This is a genomic window from Saonia sp., from assembly GCF_056326165.1.
In genome coordinates this window covers 18772-42513 of the sequence record NZ_JBWFBN010000012.1, presented here as the reverse complement: position 1 = coordinate 42513, position 23742 = coordinate 18772, and the positions used below count along the sequence as shown (strand labels likewise).

Genomic DNA, 23742 nt, shown 5'->3' with positions numbered 1-23742 from the left:
GGATAGCACGATAAAGTTACATAAAATCCTTTGGAATTTAATTTATGCACGCGCGGCAATAGTTTTCATGGATGTTACAAAATGGTCCAATTCTTTTATGGTTGTATATACATTGGGAGTAATTCTACAGCCTACCACATTTTTCCAATTTACCCCAACGGTGTAAACCTTGAATTCTTCCAAAAGTATTTTGGCAAGTTCTGTGGGCTCCAACCCAGCAACTCCAACACTGGCAATGCCACAGCTACGTTGTTCATCAACAGGAGTATTTATAACAATGTTTTTTACATCTCGTAACTGATTAGACCAATAACGTTGTAAAAAGCGCATTCTCTTTTCTTTTCGCTCTATGCCGATTATTTCTAAATAGTCCAAGGCATTTTCAATGGCCAAATCGGAATGTACGGGATGCGTCCCAGTATGGTTTAACCTTAAAATATCATTGGAATCACGCTCATAATCTGCTATCAAAGGCCATATTTTGGAAACCTTTTCTTCATTTACATATAACATTCCTACACCTAAAGGGGTGCTTAACCACTTATGGAGGCTAGAACCATAATAATCACAGTTAAGTTCAGCAATATTGATATCAAAATGACCAATACAATGAGCACCATCAACTAGAACATCAACACCATAGGAATGAGCCATGTCACATATTTTGCGAATAGGAAGAATATGCCCAGTGATGTTAATCATATGGGAAACAAACAGAAGTTTAGTTTTTGGAGTAATTTGTTCTTTGTATAATGCCACCAATTCATCATCAGATTTTGGATGATTGGGAACGGAAACTACTTTATTAACTATTCCATGCCTTTTGGCAGTTTGTTTAAACATTTGCACCATGGCACCATAATCCTGTAATGCATAAATGGCTTCATCTCCTTCCTTCCATGGAAACCCAGCGATAATTGTATCTAGGGATTCTGTTGCGTTTCGGGTAATAATGAGTTCATTTGGTTTGCATCCAACAAAATCAGCTAACTTACTCGCCATTTTTTTCTTGTTTTCCCACTGAACCGTTCGCATATAATAGGAACCTTCTTTGTTGACCATTTTTACATGAGACATGAATTTTTCCAAAGTAGGATTGGGAATAATATTGTAATACCCATTTTCAAGATTTACATAGTCTTCTTTTAGAGTATAGTCTTCTCGGATACGCTTCCAAAACGCATCACCATCAAGAGGGTATGGTTTATTGATTTTTGATTTCTGATTGGGTAAATCAAATGATATAAGCGGCAGTCCAACAGCAACACTCCCCATGTTTTTTATAAAGTCCCTTTTTTTCATGATATTTCATTGAATTCTAATGAAATATATTAAAAAATAAGAAGAAATACGCGGGGTGTTATAAGATAATTGTCAAATATCTCATATTACAATTTTGAAACTCACTTTCTTGACAATTTCTAGTTTTGAAAGCGGTTTTTTAAGATTTTAAACTGGGAATCTAATACTGGAATTTAGGAGGTAGGGTTTTCTTCACGTTTTTGGGCAAAAACATCCCTTAGAATATATAAGATTACAGAACTAATACCTAAAACTAATAAATGCACAGAGTAATCCCAATTAAGAAAATTGAAAAGCGCGCCCATTACAATTAAAAAAGCCCCTAAAATCATGATGCCATTCCATAAAAGATAATTGGGGTTGCTTTCTTGCGCTTCTTTATTAAAGAAATAGCTTGTACCCTCCATAGCAGCCCAAAATAAGAATGCAATAAGACTAACTATTTGAAATACTTCTCCATATGGAAGATGTAGTATGGTAAAAATGCCATTTAATGACCAAAATAATACCAATACCAGTTTTATATATGCAATGGAGCCTTTGGTAGGTTTTTTAGAAAAACGCAATGTATACATAACGCTTATGGCTACAAAACTACTTAGGATGATACCATTTGTAATCATTGGTACCCAGTGTAATGCTTTAAATAACATACCTAAAAGAATTAACAACAAAGAAATTCTAATAGGAATTGTCAGGTATTTTTTTTGGTTTGACATAAGGCATTTTTTTATTGGTTATTTTGCCTAACACAAAAGTTTATATAACTTTTATATTGGCTTTTAATCCCTCCACAATACCCAAAATATTGTTTACCGTCTTATAAAGATTGTATTTTATAACAATGTGTGGTATTCGTATTGTGGTGAACCCATTTTTAAAAGAATGCATTGCTTCTTCCAAGTCCTTCATGGCTTGCTCATGGGTAATAAGTTCATATTCTGTATCTACTTCAATATTTAATTTTACTCTAGAAATTGCTAGGTCAACAAACTTTTTGCCGTCCCACCATTCTAACATGGCATAAACTCCAGCTTCTTTTAGAGCATAGTATAATTGAACAGCTTCTATAGGGGTGTCGTTAATCTGGGTTAACTTTTCAATTCGTACTCTATGTTGTTCACATAGTTCTACCCCAAAAGAATCAATAGATTTTCTATGTTCTAGATAATTGAGTTTTTTATTGCATTCCAAGCACATCATTCAAGTAGGTTGTTTAAGGTTCGGGAATAGTATAACCATTACTTTTTTGGAATATTATAAAGTATCGATGTATGGAACCCCACTTTTAGATGAAATGCAAATTTTTAGACGAAATGCATATTTTTTGAACAATTCAAACACTTCATCGGTCAATTTTAATTCCCTACCATTTATATTTACTATCTATTTTAAATACTAGAATATAAATACATGTTTAAAAAAATAGGTCCAGGGGTTTTGGTAGCTGCGGCATTTATTGGGCCAGGCACGGTTACTGCCTGCACCATGGCTGGGGTTGCATTTGGATATTCCCTGCTTTGGGCTTTGTTATTGTCTATAATAGCAACCATAGTATTACAGGAAATGGCAGCCAGATTGGGAATAATTACACAGAAAGGTTTAGCAGAGGTAATTAAAGATGAATTAAAAACTCCATGGATAAGAAATTTGGTCATTATTATTATTTTGGGTGCTATTGTTGTAGGGAATGCAGCTTATGAAGCAGGAAACATTGGTGGGGCTACTTTAGGTATGGAGGCTATTTTTGGGAAAACCTCAGTTAAATATTACCCGCTCATTATAGGATTTCTGGCCTTCTTACTACTATATTTTGGGAATTATAAGGTGTTGGAAAAGGTATTGGTTATGCTAGTTTTATTGATGAGCCTATCTTTTTTAATTACAGCAGTGATTACCAAACCTAATTTGAGTGAAATTGTAAAGGGTCTTCTTGTTCCTAAAATACCAAAGAATAGTATTTTGACAATTATCGCTCTTGTTGGGACAACTGTTGTTCCTTATAATTTGTTTCTACATGCTTCCATAGTGAGTGAAAAATGGAAATCTAAAAGTGACCTTAAAATTGCTAAAAAGGATACAATTTTATCTATCGCCATAGGTGGATTGGTTTCTATGGCAATTGTTGTTGCCGCCACTACAATATCTAGTGAAGGTGTTACAAGTGTCTTGGATTTGGCCAAAGGATTGGAACCCTTATACGGTAAAAGCGCTAAATATTTTATGGGGATAGGGCTGTTTGCTGCGGGCATTACTTCTGCAATAACAGCTCCTTTGGCAGCTGCCTATGTTGCCAATAGTTGTTTTGGATGGAAAAATGACATGAAGAATATTAAATTCAGAATGGTCTGGTTTTTTATTTTGGTTTTAGGCGTTTTCTTTTTATCATTTGGAATAAAACCTATCGAGATTATCAAATTTGCCCAAGTGGCCAATGGAATCTTACTTCCTTTTATTGCTATTTTCCTGTTGTGGATAATTAATAGAGCAGCGGTAATGGGCAAATACAAGAATAAGCCTTTTCAAAATGTTATTGGTATTATCATAATAGTACTGACTATTATTTTAGGTGCAAAAAGCATTTTTACGGTATTTGGTTTACTTTAATTAAATGGATAGAATAGAGATTGATATTAATTGTGATGTAGGTGAGGGTATAGGCAATGAAAGCAGCCTATTTCCTTATATTTCTTCTTGTAATATTGCTTGTGGGGGTCATGCTGGGAATTTTAATAGTATAGAAGAAGTTGTTCTGCTTGCTAGAAAGTATCAGGTTAAAATAGGAGCACATCCTTCGTATCCAGATAAAGAAAATTTTGGAAGGGTATCCATGTCCGTTTCATCAAATAAATTAAAGGAGGCCATAAAGCAACAAGTTGATAATTTATTGGCCGTTTTGTCTAAACATAATTCTATTCTCCATCATATAAAACCGCATGGAGCCTTATATAATGATATTGCCAAGGATAAAGTAAAAGCGGCTGTTTTTCTTGATGCTATTAAGAAGTATAAAAAAAATGTATATCTCTATGTGCCATTTAATTCTGTTATTGAAGCAATGGCAATAAGAAGCGGTTTTATGATAAAAAGAGAAGCCTTTGGAGATAGGAATTATAATACAGACTTAAGTTTGGTTTCGCGTAAGCAAGCAAATGCCTTGATAGAAAACCCAACTATGGTAAAAGAACACTTGATGAGGATGATTATGGACAATAAAATTAAAACTTCTGAAGGTGAATTTGTTGAAATTATAGCAGACACCTATTGTATTCATGGGGATACTCCTAATGCATTGAAAATATTGATGTATCTTTCAGTAGAATTGACCAAACTAAATATTTTCATTAAAAAGTGAATGTTTTTCCCATCTCAATTAAGCCATTTGGTGAACATGCTATTCTTGTGGAGTGGCCAAATGAAGTTGATGAAGAAATATTAGAAGATATCATTCAATTTAACCAGTATTTACTACAAAAATGTTTAGATAAAAATACTTGGGAATCAGTCCCTGCATATAATTCTCTCACACTCATCCAAAAAGACAGCTCAATAGATTTCCAGAGCTTTGGAAACCAATTGCAACAATGGTATTTGGAAAAAAACAAGGTTGATTTAGGGGAAAGATATATTTGGAAACTTCCTGTATGCTATGATTTAAATTTTGGGATTGATTTAGAAGAAGTATCCAAAGAACTAGGTAGAAGTGCCGACGAAATAATAGCCTTGCATATTCAAAGTCCTTATACGGTATTCGGAATAGGGTTTTTGCCGGGCTTTATGTATTTGGGTGGTCTTCCAAAGGAATTAGAAGTCCCTAGAAAAGCCAGTCCTCGTTTAAAAGTTGAGAAGGGTGCTGTGGGATTGGCAGGAAAACAAACGGGGGTTTACCCTCAAGAATCTCCAGGAGGTTGGAATATTATCGGTAATTGCCCTGTGCCTGTTTTTAATGGAAATAAAGAAGAACCCTGTCTTGTTAATGTAGGAGATAAAATACAATTTTATCAAATTTCTAGGGCTGAATATGATTTGCATAAAATAGAGGGAGAAGTTGGGATTTATGAACTGGAAAAAGAAAGTATGAATGCTTAAAGTTCTTAAAGCGGGTTTTTTTACAACAATCCAAGACGACGGAAGATTCAATTACAGAGACAAGGGAGTGCCCGTGTCTGGAGTAATGGACGCTACTTCTTTCCACAAGGTCAATGTTCTGTTAGAGAATAATGATAATACAGTTGGATTGGAAATTACCATGACGGGACCTACATTGCAATTTGAGGAAGATACTTATATTTCTTTGGGAGGGGCAGAAATGTCGGCTACTTTGAATAATATGCCTATAGTTAATTACAAGGTATATAAAATTAAAAAAGGAGATTTACTTTCTTATGGTAAACTAGAAAAAGGGTTCCGTGCTTATTTGGCTGTTAAAAATGGGCTCATAGCTGATAGTAAATTAGGGAGTAAATCACTTTACAATCCAATTACTACCATGGCATGTATAAAGGATAAGGTAGAAATACCTTATGAGCCTTGCTCTCAGTTTGTTCCTAAGTTAGAAAAACTACCCATAGATTCTTTTTTAGATGAAACTATTTTGGAAGTCCATAAAGGCCCTGAATATGATTTGCTAGGCGACAAACATTTTGAGGTTTTGTTTTTTAATGAATTTGTCATAGCCAATGAGAACAATAGAATGGCATACCAATTAGAAGGGTTAATAGAAGGACATGCCATTTCTATGTTGACTTCTGCCACACTTCCAGGAACAGTACAACTTACATCTTCTGGAAAACTAATTGTTTTAATGAAAGATGGACAAACTACAGGGGGGTATCCTAGAATACTACAGTTATCGGACAGGGCCATATCGGTTTTAGCACAAAAAAAATCAGGGGATATTATTTCATTTAGATTAAAATAGAAATAATAGATTTTGGTTTTTGATTGGATATCTTTTTTAACTAATTTTACACCAATGGAGAACAAAAGAAATAGAATCAATTTAGTCATTATTGTCCCTTACTTGGGATGATATAGACTTTTAATTGATTGTTAAAGCCTGTATCTAGTAAATGGATACAGGCTTTTTCTTTAAAATAGGTTTTTAATATTAAAAAAAGAATACTAATACTATATATAAAAAGCGTTGAATATGGTATGAATAACATGGCTATGTAATTGATTATCAGAAATATAAATTAATAATTATTAAACTGAATTTAAACCAGATACTATTGTTGAAAGTATAGGCTTTTTTAAAGATTTATCTTTGATAGAAGCATTCATTTTATAACGAAGAAAATTGAAGCGAAACACGGAATGGAATTAAACAAATACAGCAAAAATGTTACTCAGGACCCAACGCAACCAGCAGCACAAGCTATGTTGCATGCGATTGGTCTTACCGATAATGATTTAAAGAAACCTTTAATTGGAATTGGCAGTACGGGCTATGAAGGAAATCCTTGTAATATGCACCTTAATGACTTGGCCCAATTCGTAAAAGAAGGAACAAACTCCGAAGGTTTAGTGGGTCTGGTTTTTAATACTATTGGTGTTAGTGATGGAATATCTATGGGAACATACGGTATGCGTTATTCTTTACCATCAAGAGACATTATTGCCGATTCTATGGAAACAGTAGTGCAGGCTATGAATTATGATGGATTGGTCACCGTTGTTGGCTGTGATAAAAATATGCCAGGAGCTTTAATGGCTATGATTCGTTTGGATAGACCTTCAGTTTTAGTATATGGAGGCACCATAGCGTCTGGATGTTTTAAAGATAAAAAATTAGATGTTGTTTCTGCGTTTGAAGCTTGGGGAGAGAAGGTTGCTGGGACAATGAATGAAGAAGATTATAAAGGAGTTATACACAATGCTTGTCCAGGTGCAGGAGCATGTGGGGGTATGTATACGGCAAATACAATGGCATCTGCAATAGAGGCTTTAGGAATGGCTTTGCCTTATAGTTCATCTAACCCAGCAATAGGCAGCGAGAAAAAGAATGATTGTGTAGCTTCTGGAAAAGCATTGAAGCATTTGCTAGAGAATGATATTAAGCCTAGTAATATCATTACTAGAAAATCATTTGAAAATGCAGTAAGGTTGCTTACAGTTTTGGGCGGGTCTACAAATGCGGTACTTCACTTTTTGGCAATAGCCAAAGCAGCAGAGGTTGAGTTTACATTGGATGATTTTCAAAGAATAAGTGACACTACTCCGTTTTTGGCCGATTTAAAACCTAGTGGAAAATACTTAATGGAAGATGTACACCGAGTAGGAGGTGTTCCTGCAGTCATGAAGTTTATGTTGGAAAACGGAATGCTTCACGGAGAATGTCTTACGGTTACTGGTAAAACTATTGCCGAGAATTTGGCAGATGTTCCAAGTTTATTAGAGGGGCAAAAAGTTGTTAAGCCTCTGGATGCTCCTATTAAAGAAACTGGTCATTTAAGAATTTTATACGGAAACCTTGCTAAAGATGGTGCGGTTGCCAAGATTACAGGAAAAGAAGGGTTATATTTTTCTGGTCCGGCAAAAGTTTTTGAGGATGAATTCAAGGCAAATGCAGGAATTGGAGCTGGTATGGTGAAAAAAGGAAATGTGGTGGTCATTCGGTATGAAGGACCTAAAGGCGGTCCTGGAATGCCAGAAATGTTAAAGCCGACCGCGGCCATTATGGGAGCTGGTCTTGGTAAAGATGTTGCGTTGATAACCGATGGGCGATTTTCTGGAGGAACTCACGGTTTTGTTGTGGGACATGTATCTCCAGAAGCACAAGATGGAGGAACCATTGCTTTGGTTGAAGATGGTGACATCATTACCATAGATGCAGAGAAGAATAGTATATCTGTGAACCTTACTGATGATGAGATTGATGCTAGAAAAAAAGCATGGGTGCAACCTCCACTTAAAGTTAGAAAAGGGAGTTTATACAAATATGCCAAAACAGTTTCATCGGCCTCACAAGGTTGTGTAACTGATGAAATATAGTTTTTAATAAAATTACTTGATATGGAAACATTGAAAGAGAAGCAAGCCAAAGCCAATAAACAAGCATCCATTAAAATTAGTGGAGCAGAGGCTATTATCCATTGTTTACTTGCTGAAGGAGCCAATCTGGTATATGGTTATCCGGGAGGAGCCATAATGCCCATTTATGACGAGTTGTATAAGTTTCAAGATAAGTTAACACATATCTTGACAAGGCATGAACAGGGAGCTACACATGCTGCTCAGGGGTATGCTAGAGTTACGGGAAGAGTAGGGGTGGCAATGGCTACTTCTGGACCTGGTGCTACGAATTTGGTAACTGGCTTGGCTGATGCTCAAATAGATTCAACACCTATGGTTTGTATAACTGGTCAAGTTGCAAGGCATTTGTTGGGTTCAGATGCTTTTCAAGAAACAGATATTGTTGGTATTTCTACTCCAGTGACTAAGTGGAACTATCAAATTACAAAGGCTGAGGAGATACCAGAAATTATGGCAAAGGCTTTTTATATTGCTAGATCAGGTCGTCCAGGACCAGTATTGGTGGATATTACTAAGAATGCCCAAATAGACGAATTGGATTTTGTTTATGAGCCCTGTAAAAAGGTAAGAAGCTATAATCCAGTTCCTAAGCCAAATATTATGGAAATTGAGGCAGCTGCAGAGTTAATTAACTTAGCTAAAAGGCCTTTCATTGTATTTGGACAGGGAGTAATTTTAGGCAAAGCAGAAGAACAACTGAAAGCTTTGGTAGAAAAAGCGGGTATTCCGGCAGCATGGACCATTTTAGGGCTTTCAGCTATGGATACAGACCATCCTTTAAATGTAGGTATGGTGGGTATGCATGGTAATTATGGCCCCAATTTATTGACCAATGAATGTGATGTTTTAGTTGCTATTGGGATGCGTTTTGATGATAGGGTAACTGGAAGTTTGGATACGTATGCCAAGCAAGCTAAAATCATTCATTTTGATATTGATCCTGCAGAAATTGACAAAAATGTAAAAACTGATGTTGCAGTTTTGGGTAATTCTAAGGAAACATTGGATTTGTTATTACCTCTGATTAATAAAAATAGCCATGAAGCTTGGCATAATGAGTTTAAGAAGAAGCATGCAATTGAGTTTGATGCAGTTATAAAAAATGACATTCATCCAACCAAAGAAGGATTAACTATGGGCGAGGTGATGGAAGAAATCAATATTGCTTCAAAAGCTAAAGCTGTAATTGTCAGTGATGTTGGTCAGCACCAAATGATTGCTTGTAGATATGCTAAGTTTAAGCAAACTAAAAGTAATATTACTTCTGGTGGTTTGGGGACTATGGGATTTGCTTTACCAGCAGCCATTGGAGCAAAAATGGGAGTAATGGATAGAGAAGTTGTTGCAATTATTGGTGATGGCGGCTATCAAATGACGATTCAAGAGCTGGGAACTATTTTTCAAAATAAAACCCCTGTAAAAATTGTGGTTTTAAACAATGATCATTTGGGAATGGTTCGTCAATGGCAAGAATTGTTTTTTGAAAGTAGATATGCCTCTACTGTTATGACCAATCCAGATTTTGTAAAAATAGCAGAAGGGTATAATATTAAATCAAGAAGGGTTAAAGAAAGAAAAGATTTAAAGGATGCTGTTGAGGAAATGATAGCCTCTAAAGATGCCTATTTCTTGGAGGTATGTGTGGAGAAAGAGGATAATGTATTTCCAATGATTCCTTCGGGGGCGTCAGTTTCCGATGTTAGATTAAAATAGACATGAACGACCAAAATATTCTTGATAAGCCAAGTATTCATGCTGAAATAGAGCGCAAGTCCAATGAGATTGGGTTTACAATGCCATCTGATTTGCATATTGGCGTCTTGTTAAAAACCCTGATAGCCTCTAGACCTAAAGCCAATGTATTGGAATTGGGTACTGGAATTGGGCTTTCTTTGTCATGGATGGTAGATGGAATGGATGCAGAATCCAATATAATCACTATTGATAATGACTCTAAGTTAATTGAAATTGCCAATGATTATTTTGGCAATGATAATAGAGTAGATGTGATTTGTGGGGACGGATCAGAATGGATAAAAGGTTATAAAGGGAGTCAATTCGATTTAATTTTTGCAGATGCCTGGCCTGGAAAATATAGTGAAATTGATGAGGTTTTGGATTTGGTTAAAGTCGGCGGATTTTATGTAATTGATGATATGACTGCCCAACCTAATTGGCCAGAGGGACATCAAAAAAATGTGGATGAATTAATTGATTACCTGGAAAACAGAAAAGACTTTAATTTGACCAAAATGAACTGGTCAACAGGAGTAATTATTGCGGTTAAAATAAAAGGAAATAACAATTAAATTTACAGGATTCCACCCATTTGTATGATTGGAATCATGGAATAGAGACTTATGGAAAAAGAATGGTTCACCATATCAGTTTATTCAGAAAATAACGTAGGATTATTAAATAGAATATCTGGTATATTCTTAAAGAGACACATTAATATTGAGGGTTTAAATGTCTCTAAATCAGAAATTGAAAATGTTTCAAAATTTACAATAGTTGTTTTCGCATCTACAGAGATTGTAAGAAAAATTGTTGGACAGATAGAAAAACAGATTGAAGTGATAAAAGCATTTTATCACACGGATGATGAGACTATCTATCAAGAATCTGCTCTTTTTAAAATAGCTTCAAATTTATTGTTTGATGAAAGACAGATTCAAAACATTATAAAGGAAAGCAACTCGCAAATAGTGACTGTTTCCAGGGACTTTTTTGTACTTGCAAAATCTGGAAGAAAGGGAGAGATAGATGAAATGCATGACCTTTTAGAACCGTACGGTATTATGCAGTTTGTACGTTCGGGGAGAATAGCAATTTCTAAAGCTGAAATGCCTATATCTTCCATTTTAAATGGATATCAACATAATAGTAAATAATCAAAAAGAAAACTAAATAGAAAATGGCAAATTATTTTAATACACTATCATTAAGGGAAAAACTAGAACAATTAGGAAAATGTAGGTTTATGGAATCTACTGAATTCTCTGATGGTGTATCGGCTTTAAAAGGTAAAAAAGTAGTAATTGTTGGTTGTGGAGCCCAAGGATTAAACCAAGGACTTAATATGAGAGATTCTGGGTTGGATATATCTTATGCATTAAGGGAGGGGGCAATCAAAGAAAAAAGACAATCTTTTGTTAATGCAAGTGAAAACGGTTTTAATGTAGGTACCTATGAGGAATTAATTCCTACCGCGGATGTTGTATGTAACTTAACACCAGATAAGCAACATACAAATGTCGTTTCGGCTGTAATGCCGTTGATGAAGAAAGGGGCAACCTTAACATATTCCCATGGATTTAACATTGTTGAAGAGGGAATGCAGATACGTGAAGATTTAACGGTAATCATGGTCGCGCCAAAATGCCCAGGGTCAGAGGTTAGAGAAGAGTATAAAAGAGGGTTTGGTGTTCCTACGTTAATTGCCGTTCACCCAAATAATAACCCAGAAGGAAAGGGGTTGGCACAAGCAAAAGCTTATGCTGTTGCTACTGGTGGTGATAGAGCTGGGGTTCTGGAATCATCTTTTGTTGCAGAGGTAAAATCGGATTTAATGGGCGAACAAACCATATTGTGTGGTATGCTCCAAACGGGTTCCATTCTTTGCTTTGATAAAATGATAGAAAAAGGTATTGAACCTGGGTATGCATCAAAATTGATTCAATACGGATGGGAAACTGTTACAGAAGGTTTAAAATATGGAGGTATTACCAATATGATGGACCGTTTATCAAACCCTGCAAAAATTAAGGCTTTTGAGTTGTCAGAAGAGCTTAAAGAAATTATGCGCCCTTTGTTTAGAAAACATATGGATGATATAATGACAGGTCATTTCTCTAAAACAATGATGGAGGATTGGGCTAACGATGATAAAGATTTATTAGGATGGAGAGCAGCAACTGGAGAAACAGCTTTTGAAAAAACTCCTGCTGGTAATGTTGAGATTTCTGAGCAAGAATTTTATGACAATGGTGTGTTGATGGTTGCTATGGTGAGAGCTGGAGTGGAGCTTGCTTTTGAAGCCATGACCGATTCTGGTATTATTGCTGAATCAGCGTATTATGAATCATTGCATGAAACACCTTTAATTGCAAACACTATTGCAAGAAAAAAATTATTTGAAATGAATCGTGTTATTTCTGATACAGCTGAATATGGCTGCTACTTGTTTGATCATGCCTGTAAGCCATTGTTAGCAGATTTCATGAAAACGGTGGATACTGATATTATTGGTAATACCTATGGAGAAGGTAAAGGGAATGGAGTTTCCAATGCTAAATTAATAGAAGTAAATAAGGAGCTAAGAGAACACCCTGTTGAAATTGTGGGTGCAAGGTTAAGAAGTGCGATGACTGCTATGAAACCTATAGTTTAACAAGATATTAAATCAAAATAGTCCATAGCAACTATGTTTGGTTGATATGGACTATTTTTATATTATAAAATTTAAGAACACTGGACAATGGGCAATTCATTAACTACAATTCCTGAAGAATTTGAAATTTTACGACCAATCCATCAAAGAAAGTATTTGGTTGGTGGAGAACTTAAAAAATGGGAAGGAAATACTTCTGAAGTGTATTCAACTATTTCTTCTACTGAGGAATATGCACCAACTTTGCTAGGAAGTATTCCAGATATGGGAGAAAAGGATGCTCTAGAAGCCTTAGATTCTGCTTTAGCAGCATATGATAAAGGACAGGGAGTTTGGCCCACAATGCGTATTAAAGACCGAATTGAATGTATGGAGTCTTTTGTAAAGAAGATGGAAACCAAGCGAGATGAAGTTGTAAAGTTATTGATGTGGGAAATTGGAAAATCCTTGCCAGATTCTAAAAAGGAATTTGATCGTACAGTGGAATATATTTATGATACTATTGAAGATTATAAACAATTAGATAGAGATTCCGCAAAGTTTCAAAAACATGGAGGTGTCTATGCACATATACGAAGAGGACCTTTGGGTGTTGTTCTGTGTTTGGGACCCTATAATTATCCTTTAAATGAAACTTTTGCTCTTTTGATTCCTGCCATTATAATGGGAAATACAGCTATTTTTAAGCCAGCAAAGCACGGGGTTTTATTGATTACTCCTTTGCTTGAGGCTTTTCAATCTAGTTTTCCAAAGGGTGTTATCAATATTCTTTTTGGTAGGGGCAGGGCAGTGGCAGCACCAATTATGCAAACAGGGAAGGTTGATGTATTGGCCTTGATTGGTAATAGCAAATCTGCCAATGCATTACAGGACCAGCACCCAAAAAGTAATAGACTGCGTTTGGTTCTGGGATTGGAAGCAAAGAACCCAGCAATAGTATTACCAGATGCTGATTTAGACTTGACGATAGACGAATGCATTGCTGGTACGTTGTCTTTTAATGGACAGCGTTGTACCGCTTTAAAGGTGGTCTATGTACATGAAGATATTTTATCAGAATTCCAGAAGCGGTTCACTGCTAAAGTTGATGCTTTAAAATTTGGAAACCCTTGGGAAGATGGTGTAAAACTAACGCCATTACCTGAAGCTGATAAACCTGCATATATCCAAGAGTTAATTGATGATGCGGTAGCTAAAGGAGCAAAAATATGGAACAAAAAAGGGGGACAACATTTTGATAATTATATATGGCCAGCTATACTACATCCTGTATCAAAGGATATGAGAGTGTATCAAGAAGAGCAATTTGGCCCAGTAATTCCCATAGTTTCTTTCAAAAATATTGAAGAGCCCCTAGATGACATGGCTGAATCCAATTATGGACAGCAAGTAAGTTTGTTTGGAAAAGATGTATATGCCTTGGCACCATTGATTGATACGTTGGCGAATTTAGTGTGTAGGGTGAATTTAAATAGTTCGTGCCAGCGTGGACCAGATGTCTATCCGTTTACAGGAAGAAAAGACTCTGCACAGGCCACATTGAGTGTTCACGATGCGTTGCGATCATTTTCAATAAGAACCTTTGTTGCCTTTAAAGACAATGATTTAAATAACGAAACCATAGAACAACTTTTGGAAGCTAAGCTTTCCAATTTCCTTAGTACGGACTACATATTATAGCGTTTAATGTGTATTATAAAACAGTTTCTCCCTGATGAACAATTTTTGAAAGAGTTCTATACAGTTCCTTTGGATTAAAGGGTTTGCAGATAAGACCATCAATACCATATTTTATGATTTTGTTTTTTATATCCACACCAGCGGAAGCCGACAAAGCGTAGATGGGAATAGTTTTGTTTAGTGCGTTATTACCATCCCGAATGGCCCTAGTAGCATCAAAACCATTCATTTCTGGCATCTGAAGATCCATTAAAATCATGTCATAGCAATTGGCTTCGGCTTTTTCTATAGCAATTTTACCATTTTCGGCAATTTCAAAGTTAACGTCCCATTTAGATAAGAACTTTCTTATGACCAAAACATTAAGTTGATTGTCTTCCGCTACAAGAATTTTTATGCCCTTTAAGCTTTCTACATCGTCCATATTAAAGGCCTCAGAATAATCCTCTTCTTCTCTGTCAACTTCTAACACTTCACTTTTCTTTAGGGTTAGAGAAAAACCAAAAGTTGATCCTTTCCCAAGTGTACTTTCAACAGTGAGATCACCTCCCATAAGTTCCACCAGTTTTTTGCAAATAGCTAAACCTAATCCTGTACCTCCATATTTTCTAGTGGTATCCGAATTTGCTTGTGAGAATGACCTAAAAATCTTATCTAATTTATCTTCTGGAATTCCAATACCTGTATCGCGTACTTCAAATCTCATTTGGCAAGAATCTTGACTTTCTTCTTCAAGTTCTATGTCCATTATCACCTTGCCTTCTTCTGTGAATTTTATAGCATTATTAATTAAATTGGTTAGAATTTGTGTTATGCGTGTACTGTCACCCATTAACATGCTAGGTAAGGAATTATCTTTTTTAATGGTGAATTTTACTCCTTTTTCATTGGCTTTATGATAGAAAATACTTTGTAGACCGTTAAGGGTTCTGTCTATGCTAAAATCTGCATCCTCTAGTTCAATAGAACCAGATGCAATTTTATTAAAATCTAAAATATCGTTCACTAGTTCTAATAAATGTTCCGATGAGTACCTAAGTGCATGAAGGTTTTCCAATTGTTCTGGCTTTGGTTCTTCTAGAATTAATAGGTGGCTTACACCAATTACTGCATTTAACGGTGTTCTTATTTCATGCGACATTGTAGATAAAAACTCATCTTTAGCTTTGTTGGCTAAGGTTGCTTTTTCTTTTGCCGCAATGAGTTCTATTTCTGTATTTTTTAAATCTGTTATATCTGCTATGGTACCAATGTATCCTTCTGCTTTTCCTTCTTTATTTTTTACAAGTTTCACAGTGATGTCCAACCATTTTCTTTCGCCTCTATTGGTAATGGTTTCTAGACTTTTTCTAGCCGAAGTAAAATCCGGATCCATAAACATGGAGAGCTCTTTAAAAGGCTTGCCATTAACATCTTTGATAAATTCATAACATGGCTGTCCTATGGTCTCTTTTATAGAATAACCAATAAGCTCTTCCCAAGCAGAATTAATATAAGACCAATTCCCTTTGAGATCTACCTCAAAGATTACTTCTTTAATATTACTTGCTACTTTAGTAAGTTGATTTGTAATGGTTTCAACGTTACTTTTTAATTGCTGATTGGCCAAATATAGCTCTTGAGAACTTTTCTCTAAAATTGTTTCAATATGATGTACATCTTTGTCAAATGACTTGTATGCCTCATCTATCTGCATAAAGAAAGGGGCTAATTTATTTAGCTCCTGTTCACTTAAATCTGCCTTCTTTAGCTGTCTTTGTAATAATCTATGAAAGGTATTCATTCCGCAAAAGTTGTAATTGTCATTGTTTGATTGTGTAGTGTACAAGGTGAAGACTTATCAAAAGGTGCAATTTCACCATATGAATAAAATCCTGTAGTAAAAATATTATTGTCAAAGACATCATTTACAGCTTCCAGTTCTTCTTCCACTAATTGTTTCATAACCAGCCTTCTACCTACACAGCTTATTAAAAAGGCCAATTGATGTTCATTTTCTGCTCCCTCCTTAGTAATAATAGCTGATTGTTCTGCCCCGTTTATTATTCGGTCTACATTTGCTTTCATTAGCCTTACATAAGATCCTTGGGGAATATTACCAGCAAAAGTGAGACTTTGCTTTTCTTCATCAACAGCCAAAATAGTTCTAACTACTGGAATCTTATCATCTTCATTTCTCATGCTTAATGGAAATAAAAGACCAGATCCAGGTAAATCTTTTGCTTGTTCTCCTAAAAAGGATTTGTACAGTTCTAAAGCGGGCTCACCATCTAATTCATAAAGAATGTTCTTTTCAGACTTGGTGACCATTCTTTCCATGCCAAAGCTGTCCCAACCTCCATTGGAACCAAAACCAATTTTAAGGTCTTTTCCATATAGACCCAACGCAACTATTTTTTTAGAATGAACTTCGTTATTGTTAATAATAAATGTATTTTCAAAATCCGAACCATCACCTGCCAAACCACCAGTTATAGAAACTGATTTATTGATATTGGAATGTAATCCATTGACCAATTCTGCCCCATTCACAATTAAGCCATCGCTAAGCACAAAAATATGTCGCAGGTTTTCATCTAATAGTTGTTCACTTATTTTCTCTCCAGCTTTGTAACTGTCTAAATTGTATTCAGCTAAATCTACATCAACAATTTTAATTTTGGTTTTTTCAAATTTCACTGCTGTTAAAGCAACAGAAGAGTCAAACACCTGATTTCCAATTATTTCTCCAGCCGTAGAGCATCCAATAAATTTAGAACTACTGTATTTTTTATGAAGGCTGGAAACTAAACCTTCCACATTTTGGAATGTAGGTGATACAAAAAGGAAGAATACATCTGGAGTAAACTCCATATTAATTTTATCTAAGTCTTCAAGGTTAGATAGTTTTTGCTGATAAATTTTCATATTATAAGATTATACTATTTATTAAGTAGGAAAAAGACTACTCAAATATTTTAACGCATCACAATTCATAATCGTATAATTATACATGGATTTTATCATTATATTTTTTTGATTTACTAAAGATTAATGTAATATCATCTACACCTAGTTATAGTTAATTCACTTTAATTCAGATTGTTAATAGTTATATCTAGAAAATTGTTAGAAAACCACATATATTGGTTAACCCACCATATAAATGAAACAATTAGTGTAATTAATTTTGCCCCCTAAATAAGTATGATTCTGTTTAATCATATTGGTACACTCTTGTGTGTGTTGATATATAAATACTAACAGATATGATTTTAGGAAAAACAAATAGAAAAGCACTGATTGCATTGGCAATCGGAGGATTTGGAATTGGATTGACGGAGTTTGTTATTATGGGCATATTGCCAGATATAGCTAAAGCATTGAACATATCCATACCGCAAGCTGGACATTTTATTGCGGCATATGCTCTTGGAGTTGTGGTTGGGGCACCAGTAATCGCATCTATAAGCAATAAATGGGAGCCACATAAGATATTATTGTACCTAATGATTTGGTTTACAGTTTTCAATACACTATCAGCATTTGCTGAGAATTACAGCATGTTATTGGTATATAGATTTTTATCAGGATTGCCACATGGAGCCTTTTTTGGTATTGGTGCTGTAGTTGCTGGGAAATTAAGTAAGCCTGGAAAGACCGCACAAGCAATAGCAACTATGTTTGCAGGCTTAACTATTGCTAATGTTATTGGAGTGCCAATTGGCACTTATTTGGGGCATGAATACCATTGGAGTATTTCTTTTCTAATGGTAGGGGTTGTTGGGCTTTTGACCATGTTAAGTATTTATTTTTGGATGCCTAAAATTGAAAATGAGCCAGAAGCAAGTTTTAAAAGAGATGTTCAAGTTCTTTGGCAACCAGAGTTCATGGGACTTATTTTATTAACTATGATTGGCACCGGTGGTTTCTTTGCATGGTACAGTTATATTGCTCCATTATTAACAGAAGTTTCAGGCTTAAGTGAAAATATGGTTGGTTACGCCATGATTATTGCTGGTTTGGGAATGGTTGTAGGTAATTTTGTTGGAGCAAAAATGGCAGAGAGATACTATCCATTAAAGGCGGTAGTAATTAGTTTGACTTTAATGGTGGCCGTCTTAATCATCAATGCAATGATAGCTACTAGTCCTATTGCAATTTTAATATTGACATTTATAATAGGAGTAGTTTCCTTTAGCGTGGCAACACCAATTCAAATGGCGGTTATAAAATCTGCAAAAGAATCTAAAATGTTGGGGTCTTCTATGACACAGAGTGCCTTTAACATGGGAAATGCATTGGGTGCTTATCTAGGAGGACTGCCAATAGCATTGGGATATAGTTTTACCACAGCTGGATTGGTGGGGTCTTTAATGGCTGGTTCGGGAATTTTTATCGCCATGACTATCTTGTTCTTTAGAAGAAGAAGTCAAATACAAAGAAGGCTTATGCCATACCACCCTTAAAATGTATTGAAAAAGAGAATTGTAATAAAAAAGCCCTGAATTTTTTCAAGGCTTTTTTATTAGTATATAACTTAAATTTTATTGGCCAACCAATCTCCAACCTCACTAGTCTTGTAGGATTTTCCACCATCTGCCAAATCCTCTGTAACAATACCATCTGCCAAGGATTTGTTTACCACATCTCTTATTTCTTGTGCTTCTTGCGTAAGTCCAAAATCTTCGAACATAATAGCTGCGGACAATACGGTTGCCAAAGGATTAGCAATATCTTTTCCCGCCGCTTGTGGATAGGAACCATGTATGGGTTCGTACAAAGATGTTTCTTCTCCAACTGATGCAGAGGGCATTAATCCCATAGACCCAGATATTACAGAAGCTTCATCGGTTAAAATATCTCCGAAAAGGTTTTCAGTAATTATAACATCATAAGAACTTGGCCATTGTACCAAACGCATTGCTACAGCATCTACAAATTCATAAGAAACCTCTACTTCGGGATAGTCCTTTTCCATTGCCTGTACGGTTTCTCTCCAAAGCCTTGAAGATTCCAATACATTAGCCTTGTCAACGCAGCACAGTCTTTTGGAACGAGTCATAGCAAGCTCAAATCCCTTTTTTGCCAAACGTTGAATTTCATGCCTTGTATAAGTCATAGTATCAAAAGCAGTATTTCCATCATCTTTTCTGCCTCTTTCCCCAAAATAAACACCACCTGTAAGTTCTCTAAGAATAACAAGGTTAGTTCCTTCTATTCGCTCTCTTTTTAAGGGAGATTTATCAATTAGCGATGGAAATGTAAACGTTGGTCTTACATTGGCGAACAAGCCTAGTTTCTGACGCATTTTAAGCAACCCTTGTTCTGGTCTTACTTTGGCAGATGGGTCATTGTCAAATCGAGGATGACCAATGGCACCAAAAAGGACGGCATCAGCGGCTTTGCAAATGTCATGAGTTTCATCTGGGTAGGGTTCTCCAACAGCATCTATAGCCGCAGCACCTGTCAATGCTGGTGTCCAGTTGATTTCATGATTGTATTTCTTTGCAATGGCGTTAGATACCTTTACAGCTTGATCAATTACTTCAGGTCCAATTCCGTCTCCGGCTAAAAGGGCAATATTTAATTTCATTTATATGTATTATAATTATATGATATTCAACATTTTTTCAGTTGCTTTTATAGCTGAAACAGTCTGGTCGGAATCCAATCCACGTGTAGTAAAGTCTTTTCCGTTTCTCTCCCAAGTGATAATTGTTTCACATAAGGCATCAGAATGACTTCCTGGAGGAATCCTCACAGCATAATCAATTAAATTTGGCAACTCTATTTTTTTCTTTTTATAAGCTTGTCTAATAGCATTCATGAAAGCATCAAACTGACCATCACCTTGGGCATTTTCTTCAAAGGATTCCCCATTTATTTCAACTGAAACCGAAGTTGATGGCTTTAACCCTTTTGAATGTGTAAGCACATATGATTTTACAAATACTTTTTGTTGGTAATCGCTATCCAAAACATCAGAAATAATGTATGGTAAATCTTCCTTAGTTACTTTTTCTTTTTTGTCCCCAAGCTCAATAATACGCTCTGTTACCTTCTTTAATTCTTCATCATTAAGTGTTAGTCCTAGCTCTTGAAGGTTCTTTAAAATATTTGCCTTTCCAGATGTTTTTCCTAAAGCGTATTTACGCTTTCTTCCAAATCTTTCAGGCAACAAATCATTAAAATAAAGATTCTTTTTGCTATCTCCATCTGCATGTATTCCAGCTGTTTGGGTAAAAACATTATCTCCAACAATTGGTTTATTGGCAGGTATTCCAAATCCAGTAAAAGTAGATACCAATTTGCTTACCTTAAATAGTGTTGACTCATTGACAGAAATCTCTATTTCTGGCAGAAAATCATTGATAACGGCCACAACGCTTGCTAGCGGAGCATTCCCGGCTCTCTCACCCATCCCATTGACCGTTAAGTGCAATCCATGACAACCAGCTTTTAAAGCTTCCATAACATTTGCAACACTTAAATCGTAGTCGTTATGTCCGTGAAAATCAAAATGAACATTAGGGTATTTCTCTACTATTTGAGATACAAAACTATAGGATTCTGTATGTGTTAAAACCCCTAATGTATCTGGCAGCATAATACGTTTTACAGGTTGTTGAGACATAAAATCCAAATACTGAAAAACATAGTCTGGAGAGTTTCTCATCCCATTGCTCCAATCTTCCAAGTACACATTGGTATCAATTCCAACTTTTTTTGCCTCTGTAATGCTTTTGCCAATAGCTTTAAAATGCTGCTCGGGAGTTTTCTTTAGTTGATGAGTTAAATGGTTAAGAGAGCCTTTGGTTAATAAGTTTTGGACTTTTGCCCCCGAATCTTGCATCCACTTTAAGGAAACACCATTATCTACAAAGGTCAAGACTTCAACACGGTCTATGAGTCCTTGAGTTGTTGCCCATTCTGTTATATTTTTTACTGCTTGAAATTCACCTTCTGAAACCCTAGCCGAGGCAACTTCAATCCTATCTACTTTTAGCTCTCCCAAAAGTAATTTGGCCAATGTTAGTTTTTCCGATGCAGAAAAGGACACCGAGGAGGTTTGTTCACCATCTCGGAGTGTTGTGTCCATTATTTCAATTCTTCTTTTCATTTTCCATTAAGTATACCCAATGTATACCCAAAATTTGTTCTAATTTCTCTATAGAGGTGTATTCTGTGCAAAAGCTTCAATATTATCCTTGATGTTCAATAAATAATCAATGTCATCAAAACCATTTAATAAATTTCCTTTTTTGTATATATTTATTTCAAAAGGCTCTTGCTCCCCAGTTGAATTTATGGTGATAGTCTGATTTGGTAAATTTATTTCCAACTCAGTTTTTGGGTCAGCTTCAATTGCTTGGAATATCTTGTCCAAAAACTCTGGGCTTACCTGGACAGGTAAAACACCTACATTTAGGCAGTTGCCTCTAAAAATATCGGCAAAAAAGCTAGAAACCACACATCTAAAACCATAATCATATACAGCCCAAGCCGCATGTTCCCTAGATGAACCAGAACCAAAATTTTTCCCTCCAACCAAAATCTTACCACTATAGATGGGGTTGTTTAAAATGAAGCTCTCTTTTGGAGTATCATCATTATTGTATCTCCAGTCTCTAAAGAGATTATCACCAAAACCTTTTCGTTCAGTAGCTTTTAGAAATCGCGCTGGAATTATTTGATCCGTATCCACATTCTCAATTGGAAGTGGAACCGCACTACTAGTTAGTATGTTGAATTTATCGTATGCCATAATTTAGTTGATAGTCGTTAGTAATTAGTTGATAGTAGCAGGCTCCATCAATTCTCGTGGATCTGTAACTTTTCCTGTAACTGCTGCTGCTGCTGCAACCAATGGACTGGCCAATAACGTTCTGGAACCAGGACCTTGCCTACCTTCAAAGTTTCTGTTGGATGTGCTTACTGCATATTTTCCTGCAGGCACTTTATCATCGTTCATTGCCAAACAAGCAGAACAACCAGGTTCACGAAGTTCAAAGCCAGCTTTAGTAAAAATATCTAAGAGCCCTTCTTCCTTTATGGCGCTTTCCACCTTGTGTGAGCCAGGAACTAACCAGGCAGTTACATTAGAGGCTTTTTGCCTTCCATTAACAATAGAGGCAAAAGCCCTAAAATCTTCGATACGGCCATTGGTACAACTACCAATAAATACAAAATCTATGGGTTTCCCAATCATATCCTCACCTTGATTAAAGGCCATATACCCGAGAGATTTTTCATAAGTAGCTTTACCACCTTCAATTTGATCCGCATTGGGAATACTTTTGGAAATTCCCATTCCCATTCCAGGATTGGTACCATAGGTAATCATGGGCTCAATATTAGAAGCTACAAAGGTCAATTCTTTGTCAAACTCAGCACCTTCATCTGTCTTAAGCGTTTCCCAGTATGCCATGGCCTTGTCCCATGCCTCGCCAGATGGTGTAAATTCACGGCCTTTTATATATTCAAATGTTTTCTCGTCTGGAGCAATCATACCACCACGAGCACCCATTTCTATGCTTAGGTTACAAACCGTCATACGGCCTTCCATGCTCATATTTCTAAAAACATCTCCAGCATACTCAACAAAATAGCCCGTAGCCCCAGAAGTGGTCAACTGAGAGATGATATAAAGTGCCACATCTTTTGGGGTAACACCAAAACTAAGCTCACCGTTTACATTGATTCTCATTTTCTTTGGTTTTGGCTGCATAATGCACTGTGTGGCCAATACCATTTCTACTTCTGAAGTACCTATACCAAAAGCAATGGCTCCAAAAGCACCATGAGTTGATGTGTGAGAATCTCCACATACAATGGTTGCTCCAGGTTGGGTAATTCCATATTCGGGACCTACTACGTGGACAATTCCATTCTTTTCATGCCCAAGCCCCCAATGACTAATCCCATGCTCCTTAGCATTCTGCTCTAAAGCTCTAAGCTGATTAGCAGAAAGCGGGTCTTCTACAGGTAAATGTTGATTAATGGTTGGTGTGTTGTGGTCTGCAGTGGCAAAAGTTCTTTTAGGGTATAAAACTTCAGCGCCTCTATTTTTTAATCCTAAAAACGCCACAGGACTAGTTACTTCATGAACCAAATGGCGGTCAATGAACAGTACCTGAGGACCATTTTTTATATTGTGGACTACATGGGAGTCCCAAACTTTATCAAATAATGTTTTTTGTGTACTCATTCCTCAATTAATTCTAAGAGAACAAAACTATTAAAACTAGTATATATAAGAAACTTTTGCTGTTTAAAATTACGATGTTCAACGTATTCAATAACGAATAGTTTAACACCGCAAAGGTGAAGTTTAACATTACTGTAAC

20 protein-coding genes are annotated in these 23742 nt (G+C 35.9%); 11 read left to right on the top strand and 9 right to left on the bottom strand.

Annotated features, from left to right (window positions below; all coding sequences use genetic code 11):
* Positions 1-42: 42 nt before the first annotated feature.
* The 3 genes from AC000W_RS11425 to AC000W_RS11415 all read right to left on the bottom strand — a co-directional run bounded on the left by AC000W_RS11425 (position 43) and on the right by AC000W_RS11415 (position 2505).
* Positions 43-1302 (bottom strand): aminotransferase class V-fold PLP-dependent enzyme, encoded by a 1260-nt coding sequence (locus AC000W_RS11425; protein ID WP_474748427.1) that lies wholly within the window; start codon positions 1300-1302, stop codon positions 43-45.
* 173 nt (positions 1303-1475) lie between these two features.
* A complete protein-coding gene (locus tag AC000W_RS11420; protein ID WP_474748426.1) occupies positions 1476-2021 on the bottom strand; it encodes a hypothetical protein in 546 nt (181 codons plus the stop codon).
* A gap of 40 nt (positions 2022-2061) precedes the next feature.
* The gene (locus AC000W_RS11415) at positions 2062-2505 is read right to left on the bottom strand and encodes a hypothetical protein (protein ID WP_474748424.1); all 444 of its coding nucleotides are present in this window, start codon (positions 2503-2505) and stop codon (positions 2062-2064) included.
* Between the two features lie 210 nt (positions 2506-2715).
* Here AC000W_RS11415 and AC000W_RS11410 point away from each other — a divergent pair, with 210 nt between their 5' ends.
* From AC000W_RS11410 to AC000W_RS11365, 10 genes are all read left to right on the top strand, one after another.
* Complete coding sequence (locus AC000W_RS11410) at positions 2716-3909, top strand: Nramp family divalent metal transporter (RefSeq protein WP_474748423.1); 1194 nt, start codon at positions 2716-2718, stop codon at positions 3907-3909.
* 4 nt (positions 3910-3913) lie between these two features.
* Positions 3914-4657: a 5-oxoprolinase subunit PxpA gene (gene pxpA, locus AC000W_RS11405; RefSeq protein WP_474748422.1), complete on the top strand. Its 744-nt coding sequence runs from the start codon at positions 3914-3916 to the stop codon at positions 4655-4657.
* Entirely contained in the window at positions 4654-5391 is a 738-nt protein-coding gene (gene pxpB / locus AC000W_RS11400) for a 5-oxoprolinase subunit PxpB (RefSeq protein ID WP_474748420.1), read from the top strand. The genes pxpA and pxpB overlap by 4 nt, the downstream gene beginning before the upstream one ends.
* Positions 5384-6223: a 5-oxoprolinase subunit C family protein gene (locus AC000W_RS11395; protein WP_474748419.1), complete on the top strand. Its 840-nt coding sequence runs from the start codon at positions 5384-5386 to the stop codon at positions 6221-6223. Before pxpB ends, AC000W_RS11395 begins: the two co-directional genes overlap by 8 nt.
* Positions 6224-6621: 398 nt before the next feature.
* Positions 6622-8298, top strand: coding sequence for a dihydroxy-acid dehydratase (ilvD, locus tag AC000W_RS11390; RefSeq protein WP_474748417.1), 1677 nt, complete (start codon positions 6622-6624; stop codon positions 8296-8298).
* 21 nt (positions 8299-8319) lie between these two features.
* Positions 8320-10053 (top strand): biosynthetic-type acetolactate synthase large subunit, encoded by a 1734-nt coding sequence (gene ilvB / locus AC000W_RS11385; RefSeq protein WP_474748416.1) that lies wholly within the window; start codon positions 8320-8322, stop codon positions 10051-10053.
* Between the two features lie 2 nt (positions 10054-10055).
* The gene (locus AC000W_RS11380) at positions 10056-10649 is read left to right on the top strand and encodes an O-methyltransferase (protein ID WP_474748414.1); all 594 of its coding nucleotides are present in this window, start codon (positions 10056-10058) and stop codon (positions 10647-10649) included.
* A gap of 51 nt (positions 10650-10700) precedes the next feature.
* Positions 10701-11234, top strand: coding sequence for an acetolactate synthase small subunit (gene ilvN, locus AC000W_RS11375; protein WP_474748413.1), 534 nt, complete (start codon positions 10701-10703; stop codon positions 11232-11234).
* Between the two features lie 23 nt (positions 11235-11257).
* On the top strand, positions 11258-12733 hold the full coding sequence (gene ilvC / locus AC000W_RS11370) for a ketol-acid reductoisomerase (protein WP_474748411.1): 1476 nt from the start codon (positions 11258-11260) through the stop codon (positions 12731-12733).
* Between the two features lie 87 nt (positions 12734-12820).
* Positions 12821-14413, top strand: a complete 1593-nt coding sequence (locus AC000W_RS11365) for an NADP-dependent glyceraldehyde-3-phosphate dehydrogenase (RefSeq protein ID WP_474748410.1) — start codon at positions 12821-12823, stop codon at positions 14411-14413.
* A gap of 13 nt (positions 14414-14426) precedes the next feature.
* Here AC000W_RS11365 and AC000W_RS11360 read toward each other — a convergent pair whose 3' ends face one another.
* Together AC000W_RS11360 and AC000W_RS11355 are read right to left on the bottom strand one after the other, a co-directional pair.
* Positions 14427-16196, bottom strand: a complete 1770-nt coding sequence (locus tag AC000W_RS11360) for a PAS domain-containing hybrid sensor histidine kinase/response regulator (protein WP_474748409.1) — start codon at positions 16194-16196, stop codon at positions 14427-14429.
* Complete coding sequence (locus AC000W_RS11355) at positions 16193-17320, bottom strand: FIST signal transduction protein (RefSeq protein WP_474748407.1); 1128 nt, start codon at positions 17318-17320, stop codon at positions 16193-16195. Before AC000W_RS11355 ends, AC000W_RS11360 begins: the two co-directional genes overlap by 4 nt.
* Positions 17321-17661: 341 nt before the next feature.
* On the opposite strand from AC000W_RS11355, the gene AC000W_RS11350 reads away from it, so the two are divergent.
* On the top strand, positions 17662-18861 hold the full coding sequence (locus AC000W_RS11350; RefSeq protein ID WP_474748406.1) for an MFS transporter: 1200 nt from the start codon (positions 17662-17664) through the stop codon (positions 18859-18861).
* A gap of 71 nt (positions 18862-18932) precedes the next feature.
* On the opposite strand, the gene leuB is transcribed toward AC000W_RS11350, so the two are convergent.
* The 4 genes from leuB to leuC are packed head-to-tail and all read right to left on the bottom strand — an operon-like array spanning position 18933 to position 23603.
* Positions 18933-19988 carry a 3-isopropylmalate dehydrogenase gene (gene leuB, locus AC000W_RS11345; protein ID WP_474748404.1) on the bottom strand — a complete coding sequence of 352 codons (1056 nt, stop codon included), beginning with the start codon at positions 19986-19988 and terminating at the stop codon, positions 18933-18935.
* Between the two features lie 15 nt (positions 19989-20003).
* Complete coding sequence (locus AC000W_RS11340; protein WP_474748403.1) at positions 20004-21515, bottom strand: alpha-isopropylmalate synthase regulatory domain-containing protein; 1512 nt, start codon at positions 21513-21515, stop codon at positions 20004-20006.
* Between the two features lie 48 nt (positions 21516-21563).
* A complete protein-coding gene (gene leuD / locus AC000W_RS11335) occupies positions 21564-22160 on the bottom strand; it encodes a 3-isopropylmalate dehydratase small subunit (protein WP_474748402.1) in 597 nt (198 codons plus the stop codon).
* 24 nt (positions 22161-22184) lie between these two features.
* Positions 22185-23603 (bottom strand): 3-isopropylmalate dehydratase large subunit, encoded by a 1419-nt coding sequence (gene leuC / locus AC000W_RS11330; protein ID WP_474748400.1) that lies wholly within the window; start codon positions 23601-23603, stop codon positions 22185-22187.
* Positions 23604-23742 lie beyond the last annotated feature (139 nt).